This window comes from Sedimentitalea todarodis (assembly GCF_032595355.1).
GTDB lineage: Bacteria > Pseudomonadota > Alphaproteobacteria > Rhodobacterales > Rhodobacteraceae > Sedimentitalea > Sedimentitalea todarodis.
Map to the genome: position 1 here is coordinate 219410 of NZ_JASMWN010000006.1, position 21515 is coordinate 240924.

Consider the following 21515-nt stretch of genomic DNA (forward strand, 5'->3'; position numbering starts at 1 on the left):
GATGGGCAGTACCCCCCTTTGAAATCTCAGGAAACGCTACGCGATGCCCTCACACGAGAAAATCCAGCCAAATTGGCATATCCGCCGACGATTGCCTTGCGATCCTCGTAGCTCAGTACCTCGTCGACCGACTTGAATCCCGCAGGCGCAAGCTTCTCTACTTCGTCGATCACACGTTCCGGGCCCCCGACGCGATTGGTGCGCACGACTTCGGCGGTCTTGGGCAGACGATCCTTTTCATATTGCCACAGTGCGGCACGGGGATGTTCTGCCGACTGAAGCGCATCGGCCAGGCTTCGCGCATCGAGGATCGCCTGTGACGCGCCGTTGGAGCCGACAGGGTACATCGGATGTGCCGCATCGCCCAACAGCGTTACCCAGCCAAAGGTCCATCGAGTCAGAGGGTCCCGGTCGGCCATCGGATACTCGAAAATCGAAGGTGACGCCTTGACCAGCCCGCCGATATCCATCCCCGGCACGTGGAATCGCACCGCATGGGGCAGCACCTCGGCCAATGGGGCCTGGCGTGACCAATTGTCGGGAGGTGGGGTCGAAACAGCCGGATCCTTTATCCGCACGTTGACCACCCAGTTCATCAACTGTTTGCCCTTCACCGCCGGAGCAATCGGGTAGAGTACAAACTTGCCGCCCAAACCGCCACCGATGGCCATGCTCTCGCCGTCTTCCCAGACGGGCCACTCGGCGGCGCCCCGCCACATCACGACACCCTGCCATGATGGCGCGCCTTCGTTCGGATAGAAATGGCGACGTCCGGCCGAATGGATTCCGTCTGCACAGATCAACACCTCTGCCCGCTGCGACATGGCCGCATCGCCCTGAACACTGTCGGTGAAATGTGCGGTCACCCCGGCCTCGTCCTGGATGAACCCCGCCAAACGGCGACCCGTGCGGATCGCATCCGGGCCTAGCCGCTCGATCACCGCGTCGTGGATCACCTTTTGCAGCCGCCCGCGATGAATTGAAAACTGGGGCACCTCGTGACCTGCATGGAGGCCGCGCAGTTCGGACCAGACTTCCTGCCCCTGTTTCGTCAGATAAGTCAATTTGCGTGTTCGGACACCCACCTTGTCGAGCGCATCAAGCAGCCCGAGATTGGCCAGTTCCCGGATGGCATGGGGCAGCACGTTGATGCCGACGCCGACCTCGCGCACCTCGCGGGCCGCCTCGTAGAGCTGAACCGGAATGCCCCGCGCCTGCAGCATCAGGGCCGTGGTCAGCCCGCCGATGCCTGCGCCTGCGATGATGACGGTCATGGGCTATTCTACCTCGGGCGGCAGGAAATCGACTTCGTGCTTGGCCGAGATCGCAACCACATCCGCCGGGTTCGGCTCCGGTCCGAGATTGTGCAGGGCCCAGAACAGATCATAGAGCTTTCGCGTCGGCGCAACCCAGAACAGGCATTTGATGGTCTGGTCGGTCTTGTTGAAGATGCCATGCGGGATGCCCTTGGGCAGGCGGATCAGGTCGCTCGGCTCTGCATAAGCTTCCACGCCGTTCAGCAGCACGTCGAACCGCCCTTCGAGCACATAGATAAATTCATCCTGAGTCGGATGGATGTGCGGTGGAACAAAGGTGCCTTTGGGCAGGGTCGCATGCCAGGCCATAGACGCTTCGGATTTCTGCTTGGGCACATAGGTCTGGCCCAGGATGTTCCAGCTGATTTCGTCGATGCCGGTATTGGATTTGGTGACGCCGGGTATCATGATCGATTTTCTCCTTGGACTTCAGACATGCAGGAAACGGTCCTTGACCTCGGGGGTGGCGAGGATTTCCCTGGTTGTGCCCGACCAGACAACGCAGCCCTTTTCGATGACAACGTGATGATCGGCAATTCTTGTCAGGGCATCGACATTCTTGTCGATGACAAGGATTGCCTCCCCTTCGTCCTTGAGCCGCTTTAGACAGGCCCAGATGTCGGCCCGGATCAGCGGTGCCAGCCCTTCGGTCGCTTCGTCGAGCACAACAAGCTGCGGGTTGATCATCAGGGCGCGACCAATGGCGAGCATCTGCTGTTCTCCACCCGACAACTGATCGCCCATGTTGCGGCGACGCTCTTCAAGGCGCGGGAATAGGTCATATATCCGCGCGATCGTCCATTTGCCCGGCCGCGCGGTGGCGCGCAGGTTTTCTTCGACATTCAGGGTGGGAAAGATCTGGCGGCCTTCGGGGACATACCCCAGACCGGCCATCGCAATTCGGTGCGGTTCGACCCCGGTCAGATCCTTGCCGCCGATCATGATGCGTCCGGCCCGGGGTTTGACGAGGCCGAAGATCGACTTGATCGTCGTCGTCTTGCCCATGCCGTTGCGCCCCAAAAGCGTCACGACCTCGCCGGCTTGCACATGCAGGTCGATACCGAACAGGATCTGGCTCTCTCCGTAACCCGCCTCGAGTCCGCTGACGTCCAGCATCAGGCAACCTCTCCGACTTCGTCGCCGAGGTACGCCGTCCGCACTTCGGGGTCCGAGCGGACCGCCTCGGGACTGCCAGTTGCGATGATCCGGCCGTAGACCAGAACCGAAACCTGGTCGGCGAGCGCAAACACTGCATCCATGTCATGCTCGATCAGAACGATGGTGAACTTACCCTTGAGCTTTTGCAGGTTCGCGACAAAGGTGTCGGCATCTTCGCCACCGACCCCGGCCAGAGGCTCGTCCAGCAATAGAATCTTGGGTTCGGTGGCCAGCGCGATGGCCAGCTCCAGCCGTCGATGCTCTCCGTGGCTCAGCGATTTGGCCCGGATTTCGGCGCGATGATCCAGCCCCGCCTCGCGCAACGCCGCAAGCGCCGCCTCATTCAATGCAGTCTCATTCGCGACGGTCCGGAAGAACCGGAACGATGATCCATGCCGCGCCTGAACGGCCAGCGCCACGTTCTCCAGCGTGGTGAAACCGGGCAGGACCGATGTGATCTGAAACGACCGCGCCAAACCCAGTTTCACCCGGTCCGGCATCGACAGCCGGGTCACGTCGCGCCCTCCGATCGCCACCGCCCCGCTGTCGGATCGGAGTTGCCCGGAAAGCTGTGAAATCAGCGTGGTCTTGCCCGCACCGTTGGGACCGATAATGGCATGAATTTCACCCGATGCGAAATCGAGCGAGACATCATCCGTGACCTTCAGCGCCCCGAAAGACTTGGTCAGGTTGCGGACAGTGAGAGAGGTCATTCCTGCTTCCTCGCGATGCCGAGCTGTTGCAGAAGGCCGGTGATCCCGCGGGGTGAAAACAGGACCATCAGCACTAGGAAAATTCCAAAGAACAGTTTCCAGTGTTTGGACAAGGCCCCGAGCCATTCCTCGAGCATCAGAGCAGCGACGGCCCCGGCGATTGGGCCGGCCAGCGTTCCGACTCCGCCCAGGACGACCATCACGATCAACTCACCCGAGCGGTGCCAGGACATAAAGGCGGGCGACACGAATTGCGCCTGGTTTGCCAGGATCACCCCGGCAACAGAAGTGATGCAGCCCGAGATGATGAAGGCCGTCAGTTGATAGCGAAAAGGCGAATAGCCGATGGCCTCCATCCGCGTGGAGTTTTCGCGAATGCCGCTCAACACCCGACCAAAGCGCGATCCGACAACGCGGTGGCAGAAGAAGAACAGCGCGATCAGCAGCGCAAGCGTGACATAATATTGTCCGAAATCCGATTTCAGCAGATCCATACCAAAAACAGTCGACCGCTGCGCAAGCCCCACCCCGTCATCGCCCCCATACGCCGAAAGCGAGATGAAGAAGAAAAAGGCCATCTGCCCGAAGGCAAGGGTAATCATGATAAAATAGACACCTTTTGTGCGCAGTGAAATCGCACCCGTGATAAAGGCAAAAACCGCCGAGATGCCGGCCGCAAACAGAATCTGCAGCATCAGATCGTTCACCCCGTGGCGCGACAGGATCGCAACCGCATAGGCCCCGAACCCCAGATAGGCGGCATGGCCGAAACTGACCATGGCACCGTACCCAAGGATCAGATCCAGTGCCATGGCGGCAATGGCATAGGCAAGGATGCGGGTGCCGATCAGCACATAGAACGGATCATTCAGGGCGGATGCCAGTGGCGGCATCAGCGCAAAGACGGCAAACAGGACCAGCGCGGCCTTCAGGCGGCCTGCCAGCGGACGGCGCACGGGTGTGATGGCGGCAGTCGCGTCGGTCATGCGGGTCTCCCGAACAACCCGGCGGGTTTGGCAAAGAGGATCACCGCCATCAGGATGTAGACCAGCATCGGTGCCAGCACGCGCCCCATCTGGCCCGCGGCGGCCGGGTCGAGCACCTCGCGCAACAGGATCGGCCCGAAGACACCGCCAAGGGTATCGACGACGGCGACCAGAAGGGCACCCAGAAACGCCCCCTTGATCGAACCGATGCCGCCGATTACCACGACAACAAACGTCAGGATCAGCACGCTTTCCCCCATGCCGGTATCGACCGACAGGATCGGCGCGACCAAGGCTCCGGCCAGACAGGCCAGCACCGCACCCAGAGTGAAGACAATGGCAAACAGCCGGTTGATATCGACCCCCAATGCCGAAACGATAGACCGGTTTGTCGCTCCCGCCCGCAGCAACATGCCGACGCGCGTGTAGTTGACCATAACGAAGAGTCCCGCCGCCACGGCGAGGCCCGCCACGATGATTGCAATACGATATACAGGGTATTTCAGCGGCCCCATCAGCGGCACCGACCCGGACAGGATATCTGGCATCGGCACGGATAGCGGTGAAGCGCCCCAGATCATCTTGACCGCCTCGTTGGCGATCATCACCAGCCCGAAAGTGGCCAGCACCTGATCCAGATGGGACCGGGCGTATAATCGCCGTATCACCACGAATTCCACCACCAGCCCGACAATGACGGCGGCCGGAAGCATCAACAGCAGCCCCCACCAAAAGCTTCCGGTTGCGGCCGCAAATGTTGCGATCAGATAGGCACCCACCATGTACAGGACACCGTGGGCCAGGTTGATCACGTCCATGATCCCGAACACCAGCGTCAGACCCGCCGCGATCAGAAAAAGCAGAACGCCGAGCTGCAATCCGTTCAAGAGTTGCAGCACAAACAGGTTCATCATGTTCGTGACCCTCCTGGCCCGTCAGCAGATCACATCTTGCACTGGGCTGCGTAGTTATCGACGTAGTCGTCAAAGATCTTCTCCTTGACCGAGGTGCCGTACATGCCGTCCTCCCGTTTTACCGCCTCGACCAGATAAAAATCCTGAACGGGGAAGTTGTTGGTGCCAAAGCTGAAGTCGCCGCGCGGGCTGTCGAAATCGGCCTCATGGATCGCCGCGCGCAGGGCGTCGCGGTCGGTCAGGTCACCGCCCAGTTTCTTCACGGCGCTGTCAATAAGCTGTGCCGCGTCATAGGCCTGCATCGCATAGGTGCCGGGGACGGCATTGTACTTGGCGATATAGCCGTCGACAAAGGCCTTGTTTGCCTCGGTTTCCAGGTCGGGAGCCCAGTTTGCGCCGCCCAGCATGCCAACCGCCGCGTCCTGGGTCGCCGGCAAGGTGGTTTCGTCGACGGTAAAGGCCGACAGGAACGGAATGCTGGTGAGGCCTGCCTGGCTGTACTGTTTGACGAGGTTCACGCCCATGCCACCCGGCATGAAGGTAAAGACCGCATCAGGCTGGAACGCCGCAATCTGCGCCAGTTCGGACGAGAAGTCGAGCTGTCCCAGTTCGGTAAACACCTCGCCGGCAGTGGCACCGGTGTAGGAATGCTTGAAGCCCGCCAGACTGTCCTGGCCCGCCTGATAGTTCGGGGCCATCAGAAAGACATTCTGATATCCTTGGCTCTCGGCATAGGCCCCCATCACCTCGTGGTTCTGGTCGTTCTGATAGGACGTCGTGTAGAAATTCGGGTTGCACGCCTCACCCGCAAGGGTCGAGGTGCCCGCATTGGTCGAAATCAGGATCGTTCCCGTCGATGTGACCGGCTGTACAATCGCCATCAGGATATTGGAAAAGATCGGCCCAACGACGAAGTCAACACCGTCACGCTGCACCAGTTCGCGCGCCTTGTCGGCGGCCAGATCGGGGCGGCCTTCGTCATCGACAACAATGATTTCCGTTTTCATTCCGCCGATGTCCCCAAGGCTTTCAGCAGCCAGCAGGAACCCGTCACGTGCCTGTTCACCCAAGGCCGCGGGTGGGCCGGACAGGGTGTAGATGAGGCCAATCTTAAGCACATCGTCATTGGCGGCAGCAGGAACATCCTGCGCAAAGGCCGGGGCAGTCAGCCCGACGGACAACAATGTTGAGGCAAGTAGTTTGATCTTCTGGTTCATTTCAGAACTCCCTGGTTGATATCTGCGGCTTTTGCCGTCTGATTGGGCGCGAGGCCGGTTGGGCAACGCGCTAACTCCACATTGAGGGGGGTAACATGTTGCAGATGCAAGTTATTTCTTATTCACCTCATGCCGCGTCGCCGAGTACGGTGTACAGCATGACACTTTCGGGATCGGCCAAGTCGTCGATGACGTTGAAGTGGTGGCGGTTCGGGGCAACCACGTCTTGCGTGACGCAGCCGAGACCATGCCAGATGTTCGACAAGAGAGCGGACTGGCGCAAAAACTCTTGACGTTCACCGCCGCCGACCCACGTCGTGAGCCGCACATGTTCCATCGGGCGTTTCAGGGCCGGGCTGTTCGCTTCGGCACACGCCATGTCCAGCTTCAACGCCGTGTTGCGTTCCGTCCGGAGCATGGGGCGCAGGTCGTGCAATCCGGAAATCGAGAGAACATGCGACAGCCGCGAGCGGATCCCGACGGGCAACGGCGAATCCTCGCACATCATCGCGGTGACAAGATGGCCTCCGGCGGAGTGGCCGCTCAGAACGATTTGGCCGCCTGTCTCGTTGGCCGCATGGGTGATCGCCGCGCCAGTCTGGGCCGAAATCTCGGCAATCGAAACCTCGGGACATAGATCGTAAGACGGCATCGACACGGCCCATCCCTGCGCCAGCGGTCCAGCGGCAAGGTGCGACCAGTAGGATTTGTCCAGCGCCATCCAATAGCCACCATGAACAAAAACAAAGAGTCCCTTGGGCGCTGCCTCCGGCAGGAACAGGTCATACCGGTGACGCGCGCCCTCGCCATAGGGGATATCGAGGCGAGCGCGGGCACTTGCGCGAAACAAGGATGAAGGTTCGACCCAGGCAGCGGGATAGTCTGATCCTCGGGGAATATTGCGCCCATTCTCATAGGCATCATTCCAATCCGTCACCGCAAAAGCGACCATCTACAACTCCCCGGTTTGTCTTGTTCTTACAGGCTGTGGGCATCGGAAACCAATCTTGGCACGCCAGTGACCTCGATATTCAGCAATCGTTACGCGGGTCGAAATTTATTTCAAGCAAAAACTTTTTTTACTTGAAATAAATCCTGACGCTGCCTAGCCTTTCGCCATTCAAGACAGAAACCAGACCGGAGAGCACGGTGGCGCAGAGGGACACAGACAAGGGCACCGCTGCCCGGACCATTCCGGCTGCGGCCCAGGCATCAGCATCGAAGGAACGATTGCGGCTGTGGCTCCGTTTACTGAAGAGCACCCGACGTGTGGAATCGCAACTCAGAGAGAATCTGCGGATCGAATTCAATTCGACGCTGCCCCGCTTTGACGTGTTGGCGGCACTTGCCCGCTATCAAGACGGTCTGAAGATGAGCGCGTTGTCGGGCGTTTTGCGCGTATCCAATGGCAATGTCACGGGCATCGTCGACCGGTTGACCCAAGAAGGCCTGGTCGTTCGGATGCAGGTCCCTGGCGACCGTCGCGCCATGCTTGTGCGGCTGACGGACAAAGGCCGCGAGGTTTTCGCGGCGCAGGCCGAAGCCCACGAAAGATGGATCGATGACCTCCTTGGAGGGTTCACGCTGGAAGAGGCGCGATCCTTCTCGGACCGGTTCGAGACGATCACCAATCTAGATGAGGAGGGCGGTCAATGAGGGCCGATACAAAGCATTTCCTGTGCGACATCAAGGACGGTATCGCGACAATCCGGCTGGACCGGCCGGACCGAAAGAACCCGCTGTCCTTTGACAGCTATGCCGAACTGCGCGACTGGTTCCGTGAATTGCACTATGATGACGAGGTGAAGGCCGTGGTTTTTGCATCTAACGGCGGCAATTTCTCGTCGGGCGGGGATGTGCACGACATCATCGGCCCGCTGACCAAGATGTCGATGAAGGAACTCCTGGCGTTTACCCGCATGACCGGCGATCTGGTCAAATCCATGCTGAACTGCGGCAAGCCGATTATCACCGCCGTCGATGGCGTCTGTGTCGGTGCCGGTGCGATTATCACCATGGCCTCAGACCTGCGGGTCGCGACGCCAGAGGCCAAATGCGCCTTTCTCTTTACCCGCGTTGGTCTGGCCGGTTGCGATATGGGCGCCTGTGCCATGCTGCCCCGGATCATCGGTCAGGGCCGCGCAAACGAACTGCTCTATACTGGTCGCGCCATGAGCGCCGAAGAGGGAGAGCGGTGGGGGTTCTGGAACCGCCTGATCGCTGCCGATCAACTGGAAGCCGAGGCCATCGCATGGGCAAGGAAGATCGCAGAGGGCCCCAATTTTGGCCACATGATGACCAAGACCATGCTGCAACAGGAATGGTCGATGTCGCTGGATCAGGCCATCGAGGCCGAGGCGCAGGCGCAGGCCATCTGCATGCAAACACAGGATTTCACCCGCGCCTATGACGCCTTTGTCGCCAAGGCCAAACCCGTGTTCGAGGGCGACTGATGGCGGATCGCAGTTATCTTGACTGGCCGTTCCTGACGCCGGCCCACAAGGAACACGCGCTGTCGCTGGACAGTTGGGCCGAGGCGCTGGGCACGATCGACCACAAGGACACGGACAATGCCTGTCGGATGCTGGTGGCCAGGCTGGGCGCGGATGGCTGGTTGAACACCACTGCCGTCGATCCGGCCAACCCGGCACCGCTGGATGTGCGCAAACTGTGCCTGTCGCGGGAAACGCTGGCGCGGCATGATGGTCTGGCGGACTTTGCCTTTGCCATGCAGGGTCTGGGAACCGGGGCGATTTCACTTTTCGGCTCGCCTGAACAGCAATCCGAATGGCTGCCTCTGACCCGTACCGGTCAGGCGATTTCCGCTTTTGCCCTCACAGAACCGCAATCGGGATCCGATGTTGCCAATTCCACCATGACCGCGCGGGACGATGGCGAGGCCTGGGTGCTGGACGGCGAAAAAACGTGGATTTCCAACGGCGGAATCGCCGATGTCTACACGCTCTTTGCCCGCACTGGCGAAGGTCCGGGCGCTCGCGGTCTGTCAGCCTTTGTCGTGCCTGCAAACACGCCGGGGTTTGAAATTGCCGAGCGTCTGGACACCATCGCGCCGCACCCATTGGCAACTCTGCGCTTTGACGGCGCGCGTCTGCCGAAATCGGCACTGATCGGCGCGCGCGGGCAGGGGTTCAAGATTGCCATGTCCGTGCTCGACGTCTTTCGGACCACCGTTGCCTCGGCCGCCTTGGGTTTTGCCCGCCGTGCGCTGGACGAAGCGGTCGCCCGCGTCACCACCCGCGAGGTTCAGGGCAAACCACTGGCTGATCTTCAGATGGTGCAGGCGCATATCGCCGATATGGCGCTGCGCGTCGATGCCGCCGCCTTGCTGGTCTACCGCGCCGCATGGACCAAGGACAGCGGCGCCCCCCGCGTCAGCCGGGAGGCCGCGATGGCCAAACTCTTCGCCACGGACGAAGCGCAAAAGGTCATCGACGCCGCCGTTCAGCTGCATGGCGGTGATGGCGTGCGTTCGGGCCTGACGGTAGAACGCCTCTATCGGGAGATCCGCGCGCTGCGCATCTACGAAGGGGCCTCGGACGTGCAGAAAGTGATCATCGCCCGCCAGACGCTGGATGCCGCGCCGGCCGGCTGACCAAATCAGGAAACGGCTTGGACCGACAACAGGGAGTTCAACACGATGGTAAAAAAGACCCTCAACCTCAGCCCCTCGGCCCATGTCGATACCTACACGCGTGACAACCTGCCCCCGGCGGATCAATGGCCCGATCTCTTGTTGGATGGGTTTGCCTATCCCGAACAGCTGAACGTGGGGGTCGAGCTGACCGACGCGATGGTTGCCAAGGGCTTTGGTGACAACACCGCGCTGATCGGCAATGGCCGCCGCCGCACCTACAAGGAGCTGGCCGACTGGACCAACCGCCTCGCCCACGTCATGGTCGAGAACCTGGGCGTTCAGCCGGGCAACCGTGTGCTGATCCGGTCCGCCAACAACCCGGCAATGGTCGCTGTCTGGCTGGCTGCGACCAAGGCAGGCGCGGTTGTCGTGAACTCCATGCCGCTGCTGCGCGCGCGCGAGCTGAGCGCCATCGTCGACAAGGCCAGGATCCAGTTTGCCTTTTGCGATACGCGGCTGATGGACGAAATGGCCGCCTGTGCCAAGACATCAGAATTTCTGGAAAAGGTGGTGGGGTTTGACGGCACGTCGAACCACGATGCCGAACTGGACCGGCTGGCACTTGAAAAACCCGTGCAATTCGATGCGGTGAAGACCGGGCGCGATGACGTCGCCCTGTTGGGGTTCACCTCGGGTACCACCGGGTCTCCCAAGGCGACCATGCATTTTCACCGCGATATCCTGATTATCGCCGATGGCTATGCCAAGGAAGTTCTGGGCGTCACGCCCGAGGATGTGTTTGTCGGCTCCCCTCCCTTGGCCTTCACCTTCGGCCTTGGCGGGCTCGCGGTGTTCCCCCTGCGCTTCGGTGCGGCGGCGACTCTGCTTGAAAACGCCTCGCCGCCCAACATGATCGAGATCATTCAGAAGTATAAGGCGACGGTCAGCTTTACCGCGCCCACAGCCTATCGCGCCATGCTGCGCGCGATGGATGAAGGGGCTGACCTGTCATCCCTGCGGGCCGCCGTGTCGGCGGGCGAAACCCTCCCGGCCCCGGTCTATGAGGAATGGATGCAGAAAACCGGCAAGCCGATGCTGGACGGGATCGGCGCGACCGAAATGCTGCATATCTTCGTCACCAACCGGTTTGACGACCACCGCCCCGCCTGCACCGGCAAGCCCGTCACCGGCTATGAGGCCAAGGTGATCGACGACAATGGCAACGAAGTGCCGCGAGGCACCACTGGCCGGCTCGCCGTGCGCGGCCCGATCGGCTGTCGCTATATGGCGGACGACCGGCAGAAGACCTACGTGCTGGACGGTTGGAACATCACCGGCGATGCCTTTGTCATGGATGACGACGGCTATCTGCACTTTGCCGCCCGCAACGACGACATGATCGTCTCCTCGGGCTACAACATCGCGGGACCAGAGGTGGAAGCGGCGCTCTTGTCTCATCCGGCGGTCTTGGAGTGTGCCGTGGTTGGCCAGCCTGACGAGGAACGCGGATCGATCGTCGAGGCGCATGTGGTTGTCGCCGATGACCACGAACCGGGCGAAAAACTGGTCAAGGCGCTGCAAGAGCACGTCAAAGCCATGATCGCCCCGTATAAATACCCCCGGTCGGTCAAGTTCATCGAGGCTCTGCCGAAAACCGAATCGGGCAAGATTCAGCGGTTCCGCCTGAAGGAATAATCGAGCCTGGTACAGAGTTATCCGGCACTTGGCCTTGTGCCGAACCTCGCGCGATAATCCTTTGAAAACCGTCCGAGGTGGGAAAAGCCAACCGAATAGGCAACCTGTGTCACGCTTTCGCGGTTCTGGCGGCGGCTGAGCAAATAGCGCGCCGCGTCCAGCCGTACATCCCGGAGATACCGCATGGGGGAAACGCCATAGGCCGCTTTGAACCCCAGTTGCAACGACCGGATGTTCAGCCCGGCCTCGCGCGCGATATCCTCGACCCGCAGCGGTTCACTGATATTGGCGTGCAGATAGTCCAGCCCACGCCGCACCTCGCGCGACGTCGGCGCGCGGGCGACACGCCATAGCATGTGGCTGATATTGCTGGGCTGACTGTCCAATAGCACGGCGGCCAGTTCGCGCTCGATCCAGGCCTCGTTCAGGCCCGCGCCATCACGCCACAGATTGCCATGGGTCGCGGCTCGGGCGGCAGAGATCACCTGCCGGAAGAGGCGCCGGCCGGCAGTCTGTGTCAAATCGACCCGAGGATCGAACCGCACCGGGCCGTGAAGTGGCGCGCCGATCAGATCTTCGGCCACCCGCTCCAGATGGCCGCGATTGACTTGCAGCAGCAGCTTCCGGCATCCCACGCCCCAGATCATTCGGGTGTCCCGGTCCGGGTTCAGGATTGTGGCAGTCTCTGTGCAGGCCTCAACCGTCTCACCCCGGTGCTCGATCCGCGCAGCCCCGGCAAGCGGAAACTGCAACAGGTAAAAGTTCTGAAGCTGCCCCGGATCGATCTCGACCTCTGCACCATACGCAAGCGTGTTCAGCGACACATCGGCCCCGCAGACGTGATCGTGGCTGACGCGCAGTTGTGCACCGCGTCGCATATCCAGCCGGTGATCGCAAAATGCCCGCCCGACCACGGCCCGTGCTTCGGACAGGTCCTGGGTCCGCAGGATCGGAAATCCGGAGAGCAGCGCCTTGGCAGCAAGGGGATCAGTTTGGGCCATGCGCAAACTCTGTGCGAGCGAGACAAATATTTCAACCTTGAAGCTCTCTGCCCCAATTCGGATTCGCAATCTGGATAACCCTGTGTCCGAAACTCTGGCAGAGTGGGAGTGACGGGGCCGCGTGAGTCCCGCATCAACAGGAGAATACGATCATGGAACCAGGCGTCACCCTCGTGGAGGGTTCTGTCGACGGCAAACAGTGGAATGTCGTCGGACACACCTACACACCCAAGCTGCACACCGAAAACGCGTTGATCTGGCACGCGGTCGTCCCTGATGGGACCTTTGTACCGCCGCATATCCATCCGACTCAGGATGAGTGGATCATCATGCTGACCGGCGATCTCGAAATCGAGTTTGGCGCGGATGTCCACAAGGCCGGCCCGGGCGACACGATAAGAATGCCCATGGGCGTGGCGCATGGCATCTTTAACCGCTCCGGCAAGCAAGCGACCTGCGTCTTTGGCGTCGCCCCTTCGCGCAAGCTGTTCGACTTGTTCGGCAAACTGGACGGTTTGACCGATCCGGAAGAACTGGTGCGCATTTCGGCCGAACATGAAGTCGACTTCCTGCCACCCCCGGCGGATTGAGGTGTCAAGCATGACACATCGCAAAAAAGTTGCCGTGATCGGCGGCGGGGTCTCGGGCCTCGCCGCAGCCAAGGCCTTTGACGAAAAAGGGCATCGGGTTTGCGGGTATGAACGCAGCCACGATTTCGGTGGGGTATGGGAGCTGTCACGATCCTACCCGGATGTGCAGACACAATCCCCCAAGGACCTGTATTGCTTTTCCGACCACCCAATGCCTGCGGACTATCCTGAATGGCCAAAGGGCCCGCAAGTCCACGCGTATCTGCGGTCTTACGCTGCCAAGCATCGGCTGGCGCGGTTGTTCAAGCTTGATACCGACGTCTTGTCGATGGATCGCCGCGCCGATGGAGAGCCCGGCTGGACCCTGCGCTTGCGTTCAGGATCAAACGAATGGGCCGAGGATTTTGATTTCGTGGCCATAGCGACTGGTCAGTTTTCCGAGAAAAACATCATCAGCCACCCCGGACAGGACGCGTTCACCAAGGCCGGAGGGCAAGTCTTGCATTCCTCCGACTATACCGAACCGACCCTGTGCGAGGGCAAGCATGTGGTCGTTCTGGGTGCGTCGAAATCTGGCACTGATATTGCGGTAAACGCGGCGCGGAACGGTGCCGCATCGGTTCATCTGGTGTACCGTGAAAACGTCTGGCGCATCCCCTATTTCGTGGGCGGCATCAACTTCAAGCGGCTGCTCTATATGCGGGCGCAAGAGATGCAATTCAACGGGTGGGGCCGTGGCCCGTTTCAACGCGCGTTGGCGGCGATCACCAAGCCGCTGGTCTGGGCCAATTTCCGAGGGCTTGAGACACTTCTGAAGCTGCAACTTGGCCTGAAAAAGCACAATATGGTCCCCAAGACACCGATCGAGAAAGAGGCGTCCTGCTCGCTGCCGATCGTCACGCCCGGCCTGTTCGAGGAAATGAATGCCGGACGTATCAAGCCCGTGATCGGCAGCATCGACAGCTATGAACCGGGCAAGGTCAAACTGACCACCGACGATGTCATCCCCTGCGATCTGTCAATCCTGGCCGTCGGCTGGAAACTGGGTGTTCCCTACCTGGCGCAGGCGTATCAGGACAAGCTGATAGAGGCAGATGGGCAGTACCGGACCTATCGTCTTTCAGTGAACCCCGATCTGCCTGACATGGGCTTTGTCGGGTTCAATTCCTCTTTCTGCACGGTTCTGTCGGCCGAAATGGTTGCCAACTGGCTGGTGCGCTACATGGACGGTCAATTGGCGCGCCAGCCTTCCGAAGAGGAGATGAAACAGAACATCGAGGCGATGCTGCAATGGCGCCGCGAGGAGCGGCCAGCGGCTCAGGTCTATGGTGGGCAGTGTTCCGCGCCGTTCCACTTTCGCCACTTTGACGAGTTGATGCAGGACATGGGGGCGACCCAATGGAAGCGGCCAAACCCCCTGACCGAAACCTTCAACTATCCTGATGCCGCTGCCTATGGCCGGTTTCTGACGACAGCGCCGCCATACCGGGCCGGTTAGCCAGACTTGTTCCGGGCCCGAGCATGATCCGCTCGGGCCCGAAAGGCATGCGGCCAGGTGACAGATCGGGAGCCGCGAAGGGATTGGCCGGTCATATGGAATATTTAAATATTTTATACTTGAAATAGTTTACCGACCCGCTAACGTGATCCTGACAACTAGGGAAAGTCGGCTATGAAAATTGCGGTTCTCGGCGGCGGTCCATCCGGGCTCTATTTCTCCATCTCGATGAAACTGCGCGACCCGGGTCATGACATCACGGTGTATGAACGAAATCGTCCTGATGATACGTTCGGCTGGGGCGTGGTCCTGTCCGACGAAACGATGTCAAATTTCGACGACAACGACCCCATTTCAGAAAAGATGATCCGCGATCACTTTGCCTATTGGGACGACGTCAAGGTGGTCCGAGGTGAGGAAAGCATGACCTCTGGCGGGCATGGATTCTGTGGTATCGGGCGCAGGCAAATGCTCCTGCTGCTTCAACAAAGAGCGCGTGACCTTGGCGTGGTCCTTGAATTCGCAACCGACATCACCCCCGAAAAGATCAAAGTGCTGCGCCGCGACAACGATCTTGTCGTCGCCTCCGACGGGCTGAATTCAAGAACCCGCGGCATCTATGCAGATCAGTTCCAGCCTGAAGTCGACATGCGTGCCAACCACTTTGTCTGGCTGGGCACGCATCAGAAATTCGACGACGCCTTCACTTTCATTTTCGAAAAAACCGAACACGGCTGGGTCTGGGCGCATGCCTACCAGTTCGACGACGACACCGCGACGTTCATCGTGGAATGCGGCCCCAGGACATTCGAGGCCTTTGGCTTTGGCACCTTGTCCCAACAGGAAAGCACCGCGCTCTGCGAGAAGATCTTTGCCAAGCATCTGGGCGGTTGCCCGCTCATGACCAACGCCAATCATGTCCGCGGCTCTGCCTGGATCCAGTTCCCCAGGGTGACCTGCGAGAACTGGTATTTCGACAATGTGGTTCTGCTTGGCGACGCTTCGGCCACGGCGCATTTTTCCATCGGATCCGGATCAAAACTGGGAATGGAAAGCGCCATCGCGCTTGCCGACGAACTCTCCTCTGGCAAACCTCTTCCCGAAGCACTTCAGACTTATCAGGATGACCGTAAGTTGCAGGTGCTGCGCATCACCTCCGCCGCACGCAATTCGACCGAATGGTTCGAAGACATCGAACGATATCTCGAACTCGATATGATGCAGTTCAACTATGCGCTTCTGACGCGATCGCAACGCATCAGCCACGAAAACCTGCGCCTGCGCGACCCTGAGTGGCTCGCCTCGGCCGAGGCCTGGTTTCAGGCCAGGGCCGGCAGCAATTCGACCCGAAGCCCAATGTTCGCACCCTTCAGGTTGCGCGATATGGAACTGAAGAACCGGGTCGTGGTTTCTCCGATGGCCCAATATAAGGCGCGGGATGGCATGCCGACCGACTGGCATTTCGTGCATTATGCCGAACGCGCCAAGGGCGGCGCCGGGCTGGTGTTTACCGAAATGCTCTGTGTCAGCATGGAAGGCCGGATCACTCCGGGCTGTCCCTGCATCGGCCCCGAACAGGTTCGGGAATGGACACGTCTGACCAATTTCGTTCATGCCGAAACCAATGCCAAGATCTGTGCCCAGATCGGGCATTCAGGCCGCAAAGGATCGACACGACTGGCCTGGGACGGGATGGACCAGCCGCTGGCGGGCGGCGAAAACTGGTCGCTCCTGTCGGCCTCTGCCATACCGCTGATGGACGGCAATGTGATTCCCAAGGCGATGGACCGCGCCGATATGGACAGGGTGCGCGAACAGTTCGTCACTGCCGTGCGCGCCGCTCGTGACGCCAATTTCGACATGATCGAAATGCACGCGGCGCATGGCTATCTGCTGGCCTCTTTCATCTCTCCTGTCACCAACAAACGGGACGACGACTATGGCGGCTCACTGGAAAACCGCCTGCGCTATCCACTTGAGGTCTTTGCCGCCATGCGCGCCGAATGGCCCGAAGGCAAGCCGATGACGGTTCGGATTTCGGCCCACGACTGGATGGGCGACGATGCGGTTACACCGGATGAGGCCGTGCAGATCGGTGCCGCCTTCAAGGCGGCCGGAGCCGACGCCATCAACGTGTCCTCGGGCCAGACGGACAAGGCGGAACAGCCGATCTATGGCCGCATGTTCCAGGTCCCCTTTGCCGACCGGGTCCGCAACGAGATCGGCCTGCCGACGCTGGTCGCGGGCAATATCTATGAGCCGGACCACGTCAATTCGATCCTCATGGCCGGGCGCGCCGATCTGGTTCTGCTGGCCCGTCCACATCTGGCCGATCCCTATTGGACGCTGCACGCGGCGGTCGATCTCGGGGACGAGGAACAGGTCTGGCCCGCGCCCTATGATGGCGGACGCCGCCAGGCCAACACCTTGGCCGAACGCGCAAGGACGATGGAACCATGAACCTTGCTGGCAAAACAGCCTTCGTGACCGGTGGCGGATCTGGTGTCGGGGCCGTCATTGCGATGCGATTGGCGCAAACAGGTGCGGAGGTCACGATCTGTGGCCGGCGCGAGGCTCCGCTTGCTGCCGTTGCGGCGGAGCAGTCCGGCATCACCGCCACTGTCTGCGATATCACCGACGAAACCGAACTTGCACAGGCCATTGCCACTGCAGCGCCGGATATCGTCATCGCCAATGCCGGGGCAGCGGCAAGCGCCCCCTTTGTGCGAACCGAATTGGCCGACTTCCGGCGCATGTTGGACGTGAACCTGATCGGCACCTTCCTGACGTTGCGCGAAGGAGCCCGCGCCATGTCGGGCAAACCCTGGGGGCGGCTTATCGCAATTGCGTCGACTGCCGGACTCAAGGGATATCCCTATGCCGCGCCCTATGCGGCAGCCAAACATGGCGTGGTCGGCATGGTGAAATCCGTCGCACTGGAACTGGCACGCAAGGGGGTTACGGCAAACGCCCTCTGTCCCGGCTTTCTGGACACCGAAATGACCGAACGCTCGATCGCGAATATCGTCGAAAAGACGGGCCGCAGCGCAGAGGAGGCCCGCGCCTCGCTCGAGGCAACGAACCCCATGCACCGGCTTGTTCCACCCGCCGATGTGGCCGAAGCGGTTCTTTGGCTGTGTTCACCCGGGTCCGACATGGTGACCGGTCAGGCCATATCGGTCTCGGGCGGCGAAACATGAGCGAGACGTTTCGTCTGTCCCGCCAGGTCGAATTCAACCATTGCGACCCGGCAGGCATGGTCTTCTATCCCCGGTACTTCGAGATGATCTCAGCCACCATCGAACGGTTTCTGTCCGATGCCATCGGCTACGGATGGTCCTCCATGGGCGTAGCGGAGAAGGGCATGGGAACGCCGATGGGACAGATCGAGGTTCGCTTTGCAAACCCGTCCTATCTGGGCGAATGGCTGGATCTGGACCTGACGCTGGCCCGTCTCGGCACCGCCTCGGCCACCTTCGACATCCGATGCAGCAGCAAGGATGAAGCCCGCTTTGATTGCCGGACCACGATCATTCACGCCCACACCGGAGGCGGCAAGTCAGCCCCTTGGCCCCCAGAGGCCCGCGCCCGAATGGTCGCGTTCCAGCCCCCCGCCACTGCACAACAGAAAGAGTCCGACGTATGACAACCCTGACCCCGCACATGTTTCTTCAACCCGACGGCTGGGTTCCGGCCAAAGGTTATGCCAATGGCGTTCTAGCGGAGGGCCGATTGATTTTCACCGGCGGACTCGTCGGATGGAACGAAAACCAGGAATGGATAGAAACCGATATGGTGGGCCAGTTCCGCCAGACGCTGCAAAATATCGTGGCTGTCCTGGCCGAAGGTGGCGCGCGACCAGAGCATCTTGTCAGACTGACATGGTACATCACCGACAAACAGGAATATAACGCCAACCTCAGAGCTTTTGGCGCGGCCTATCGCGAAGTCATTGGCCGGCATTTCCCGGCCATGGCGGTCGTTCAGGTCGTCGCGCTGATGGAAGATGCAGCGCTTATCGAGATCGAGGCCACTGCCGTCATTCCCAACAGCGTGACCTGATCTCAAAGCAGATCAAAGGCGACACAGCTGCGGACGCGGCGATGGGCGGCGGCAACGTCTGGTCACTTGTGAACGTGTCGATGCAGTACGAGAACAGCACACCTGGTTGCGCGCAAAGGTGACTGAATGGGCGGACTGATTGGCTAACCGATCCTGCTTCTCATTTTCACAGCAGCCATTGTCATTCATCCAGTCAAAACTGGGTTTGCGCCACCAAACCCTCCGATTGCCTATGCTGCTCGGCACGACGCACGATCTCAATGACGTCAGAACATCAGTAACAATCGACAAATCGGCAACCCACCGGCCCGGAGAGGGGCATTCGTCCCCTTTTTTCGTCGGTACGTCGGGTAAGTTTCTGGAGCTATCTGTTCAGCGGTGCGCTTGAAAGTCGAAATCGCAAGTTTGCTTCCAACGTCCTACTTTTGTACGCTCCAGATGTTGTCAACAACTGCATCGGTCTCATGGCCAGAGTCGAGTGTTCATATCAGGAAGCATTGGATCTCATTCAGAGAGAGCGAAACCGTGTGCCGCGTATCACGCTGGCATTTGGTGGAGGCTCAGGGCTGGCGGCAGGTCAGCCAAGGTTTTCGCGCTCGGTAGCTTTCGAACTGGTATCGCTGAACATTGTCCCTACGCTTTCTTACGATGCGACCGAAGTTCTGACCCCGGATGGTCCGCTGACATGGACCACATCGTTTTCCTTGCAATTCCGGGTTTCAGTTAGCCTTGAAGTTGATGAGTTGTTTTCGCCGCGCAATCGCAGCATCAATCAACCCTCCTGGGTGAGGAGAATTTCCGGTGAGCTTATGCCACGCGGTCGACATGTCACTGGCCACCTGAGCGGATGGGCTAGAGTACTCAGAGACCAGGAAAGGTCCTGCTACGCAGAATTGCGTCGCAGCTTACCTGCGCCGGGATCACCCACCAGGGTCAGGCGAGCGACGTTGCTCGCTTACCTGCGGGATAAGGGAGAGTATTGTACGCGCCGTGTCACCAAGGCACTGCTAGACGAGTCGTGTCGCTGGGATACGCAGGACTATCCTCGCCTCCAACGCTTAATCGGACGAAGCCCTCGGCTGGGCAGACCGGTTGCCTGCCAGAACGCTTCCCGTTTCCGCGTCGGTGCGCACCCGGGTGTGCCAGTTGCAGTTGATATGCGCCAATTTGGACAATCCAGATAGGTCTGAGAGCGGGCAGTTGTCCCCCATATGTCCCCCAGAACGACATACCGCTGACAATACGTTGGCAATTCACTCAGCAGTTTCAGTGGTAGTGTCCTGATTTATTTGGAGATTGTAAGATGGCACGAAGTTTGGCACCTAAATTTTTAGAATATACCGCGTTCACTCCAAAACCCGAAAGTTCTCGTTGGTTATGACGCGGAAGTTATCTGATACCTTGTCGCGGAAGATCGTCCATTCCTGCGGGATGGTTTCACGCATGAACGTGAGGATTGCATCGGCGAACTGCTTTTGACTTCGGTAGTAGCGATTGTGGGTGACATACTGGTGCAAGACCGCCCAAAGGCGTTCAATTGGATTGAGATGTGGGCAATAGGGCGGCAGCTGGATCAGGTGGATACGGCAGGCTGTCCTTGCAAGGAAAGCTCTGACATCGGGTCCTTTGTGGTAGGCGGCGTTGTCCCAGATGACATGAATGATGCGCTTGTCAGGGTTGCGCTTCTCGATCTTGGCAAGAAGCTGGACGGCACTGACCCCATCAACCGTTGTGGGTTCGACAAAGGGCGCATCGAAAGTCTCAAGGTTCAGGGCGCCATGAATGTTCACGCGACCACGTCCTGCTGTGCTGTGAACCGCTGGATTTGAGCCAATCTTCACCCAGCCAAATGCAGGCTTGGTCTGATATTCCGGATGCACCGCATCCGCAAAGTAGACAGCTTCATCCGCGCTCAACTCGCGCATCAGGCGTTCGTATAATGCAATGAAGGCTGCCTGCTTTTCCGCTGATGCCACGCACGGCAGAGGTTTGGGCTTGCGGTATTCAAAGCCCAGCCGGGCCAGAAGCTTGATACAGCCAGAATGGGAATATTTTAGACCAAACTCAGCGGCGACATGGGCCCTGATCTCGACGGTTGAGCGGCAGAAGCGTCCCTCCAGCCAAGCACACAATGTAGCCTCCTGTGCCTGGGTCATACGAGACTGACCAACCTTCCACCCATCGAGGGCAAGAGCGTCCCAGCCATCTTGCAGGTAGGACTTATACCAGCCACGGATGGTGTCGTCGTCCAGGTAGAGAAACTTTGCGATCTGAGTGCAGCTTTCCCCATCGTCCAACAGCAGGATCGCGTTTGCGCGACGGGCAACACCGTGGTCCTCGCGCTGGCGACGGACGCAAGCCTCAAGTTCAAGGCGCGCTCCTGAGGAAAGAGAACCGGGGCAGATCATGGATATAGCTGAATCGTTCCAACACCGGCAGTCAAGCCAGCAAATTCGGCTTCTTCAGGACTCACAGTATACCTTAAAATTCTAGTGGGTTAGCCTCACTTCGTCGACAAAAGATTTGCGCTCTTAGACAGAAAGTATGTCGCTTTTCCGAATGACCTGCCCCCCCGAGGCTGCCTCATTCAAAACGAGAGTTTGCGGGTCTGGTTTTCGTATTCTTCGTCGTCTGGTTGGGCAAGCGCGCCGGGCGCGGAGCCCTCAAATTGCTCAAGCGTCCGTCGCGCTTCGGCGGGCGTTTGATTTCCGAGCGACGAATGCGGCCTGACGTGGTTGTAGTCGTATCGCCAGAGGGCCAGTTTTCGGCG

General features: G+C 59.8%; 21 protein-coding genes. 10 read left to right on the forward strand and 11 right to left on the reverse strand.

The features are described from left to right. Window positions 1-26 precede the first annotated feature (26 nt). The 8 genes from QO231_RS10555 to QO231_RS10590 all read right to left on the reverse strand — a co-directional run bounded on the left by QO231_RS10555 (window position 27) and on the right by QO231_RS10590 (window position 7256). Window positions 27-1274: a flavin-dependent oxidoreductase gene (locus tag QO231_RS10555; RefSeq protein ID WP_316775881.1), complete on the reverse strand. Its 1248-nt coding sequence runs from the start codon at window positions 1272-1274 to the stop codon at window positions 27-29. A gap of 3 nt (window positions 1275-1277) precedes the next feature. Then, window positions 1278-1724, reverse strand: a complete 447-nt coding sequence (locus QO231_RS10560; RefSeq protein WP_316775883.1) for a cupin domain-containing protein — start codon at window positions 1722-1724, stop codon at window positions 1278-1280. A 21-nt stretch (window positions 1725-1745) separates the two neighbouring features. Further along, window positions 1746-2432: an ABC transporter ATP-binding protein gene (locus QO231_RS10565; RefSeq protein WP_316775885.1), complete on the reverse strand. Its 687-nt coding sequence runs from the start codon at window positions 2430-2432 to the stop codon at window positions 1746-1748. Then, entirely contained in the window at window positions 2432-3187 is a 756-nt protein-coding gene (locus tag QO231_RS10570; RefSeq protein ID WP_316775886.1) for an ABC transporter ATP-binding protein, read from the reverse strand. Before QO231_RS10570 ends, QO231_RS10565 begins: the two co-directional genes overlap by 1 nt. Next, a complete protein-coding gene (locus QO231_RS10575; RefSeq protein WP_316775889.1) occupies window positions 3184-4173 on the reverse strand; it encodes a branched-chain amino acid ABC transporter permease in 990 nt (329 codons plus the stop codon). Before QO231_RS10575 ends, QO231_RS10570 begins: the two co-directional genes overlap by 4 nt. Then, window positions 4170-5087 (reverse strand): branched-chain amino acid ABC transporter permease, encoded by a 918-nt coding sequence (locus tag QO231_RS10580; protein ID WP_316775891.1) that lies wholly within the window; start codon window positions 5085-5087, stop codon window positions 4170-4172. The genes QO231_RS10575 and QO231_RS10580 overlap by 4 nt, the downstream gene beginning before the upstream one ends. Before the next feature lie 29 nt (window positions 5088-5116). Then, window positions 5117-6304: an ABC transporter substrate-binding protein gene (locus QO231_RS10585; protein ID WP_316775893.1), complete on the reverse strand. Its 1188-nt coding sequence runs from the start codon at window positions 6302-6304 to the stop codon at window positions 5117-5119. 127 nt (window positions 6305-6431) lie between these two features. Further along, window positions 6432-7256 (reverse strand): alpha/beta hydrolase, encoded by an 825-nt coding sequence (locus QO231_RS10590; protein ID WP_316775894.1) that lies wholly within the window; start codon window positions 7254-7256, stop codon window positions 6432-6434. 197 nt (window positions 7257-7453) lie between these two features. Between QO231_RS10590 and QO231_RS10595 the strand changes: the two genes are divergently transcribed. From QO231_RS10595 to QO231_RS10610, 4 genes are read left to right on the forward strand one after another with little or no spacing between them, the layout of a single operon-like run. After that, entirely contained in the window at window positions 7454-7960 is a 507-nt protein-coding gene (locus QO231_RS10595) for a MarR family winged helix-turn-helix transcriptional regulator (RefSeq protein ID WP_316775896.1), read from the forward strand. After that, window positions 7957-8757 (forward strand): enoyl-CoA hydratase family protein, encoded by an 801-nt coding sequence (locus tag QO231_RS10600; RefSeq protein ID WP_316775899.1) that lies wholly within the window; start codon window positions 7957-7959, stop codon window positions 8755-8757. Before QO231_RS10595 ends, QO231_RS10600 begins: the two co-directional genes overlap by 4 nt. Next, window positions 8757-9917 carry an acyl-CoA dehydrogenase family protein gene (locus QO231_RS10605; RefSeq protein ID WP_316775901.1) on the forward strand — a complete coding sequence of 387 codons (1161 nt, stop codon included), beginning with the start codon at window positions 8757-8759 and terminating at the stop codon, window positions 9915-9917. Before QO231_RS10600 ends, QO231_RS10605 begins: the two co-directional genes overlap by 1 nt. 45 nt (window positions 9918-9962) lie before the next feature. Then, window positions 9963-11594 carry an AMP-binding protein gene (locus tag QO231_RS10610; protein ID WP_316775903.1) on the forward strand — a complete coding sequence of 544 codons (1632 nt, stop codon included), beginning with the start codon at window positions 9963-9965 and terminating at the stop codon, window positions 11592-11594. A gap of 17 nt (window positions 11595-11611) precedes the next feature. On the opposite strand, the gene QO231_RS10615 is transcribed toward QO231_RS10610, so the two are convergent. After that, complete coding sequence (locus QO231_RS10615; RefSeq protein WP_316775905.1) at window positions 11612-12595, reverse strand: AraC family transcriptional regulator; 984 nt, start codon at window positions 12593-12595, stop codon at window positions 11612-11614. A gap of 152 nt (window positions 12596-12747) precedes the next feature. On the opposite strand from QO231_RS10615, the gene QO231_RS10620 reads away from it, so the two are divergent. The 6 genes from QO231_RS10620 (at window position 12748) to QO231_RS10645 (ending at window position 18745) form a co-directional block, all read left to right on the forward strand. Continuing rightward, window positions 12748-13185 carry a cupin domain-containing protein gene (locus QO231_RS10620; protein ID WP_316775906.1) on the forward strand — a complete coding sequence of 146 codons (438 nt, stop codon included), beginning with the start codon at window positions 12748-12750 and terminating at the stop codon, window positions 13183-13185. 10 nt (window positions 13186-13195) lie between these two features. Further along, window positions 13196-14683: a flavin-containing monooxygenase gene (locus tag QO231_RS10625; protein WP_316775907.1), complete on the forward strand. Its 1488-nt coding sequence runs from the start codon at window positions 13196-13198 to the stop codon at window positions 14681-14683. A gap of 174 nt (window positions 14684-14857) precedes the next feature. Next, window positions 14858-17143: a bifunctional salicylyl-CoA 5-hydroxylase/oxidoreductase gene (locus QO231_RS10630; RefSeq protein WP_316775909.1), complete on the forward strand. Its 2286-nt coding sequence runs from the start codon at window positions 14858-14860 to the stop codon at window positions 17141-17143. Beyond that, window positions 17140-17883, forward strand: coding sequence for an SDR family NAD(P)-dependent oxidoreductase (locus QO231_RS10635; protein ID WP_316775911.1), 744 nt, complete (start codon window positions 17140-17142; stop codon window positions 17881-17883). The genes QO231_RS10630 and QO231_RS10635 overlap by 4 nt, the downstream gene beginning before the upstream one ends. Next, complete coding sequence (locus QO231_RS10640) at window positions 17880-18329, forward strand: acyl-CoA thioesterase (RefSeq protein ID WP_316775912.1); 450 nt, start codon at window positions 17880-17882, stop codon at window positions 18327-18329. Before QO231_RS10635 ends, QO231_RS10640 begins: the two co-directional genes overlap by 4 nt. Next, a complete protein-coding gene (locus QO231_RS10645) occupies window positions 18326-18745 on the forward strand; it encodes a RidA family protein (protein ID WP_316775914.1) in 420 nt (139 codons plus the stop codon). Before QO231_RS10640 ends, QO231_RS10645 begins: the two co-directional genes overlap by 4 nt. Window positions 18746-20091: 1346 nt before the next feature. Here the strand turns inward: QO231_RS10645 and QO231_RS10650 are convergent. After that, window positions 20092-21153 carry an IS630 family transposase gene (locus tag QO231_RS10650; RefSeq protein WP_316775915.1) on the reverse strand — a complete coding sequence of 354 codons (1062 nt, stop codon included), beginning with the start codon at window positions 21151-21153 and terminating at the stop codon, window positions 20092-20094. A gap of 179 nt (window positions 21154-21332) precedes the next feature. Continuing rightward, window positions 21333-21515: integrase core domain-containing protein (locus tag QO231_RS10655; protein WP_316775917.1), on the reverse strand; the 183-nt coding region annotated here is incomplete at its 5' end.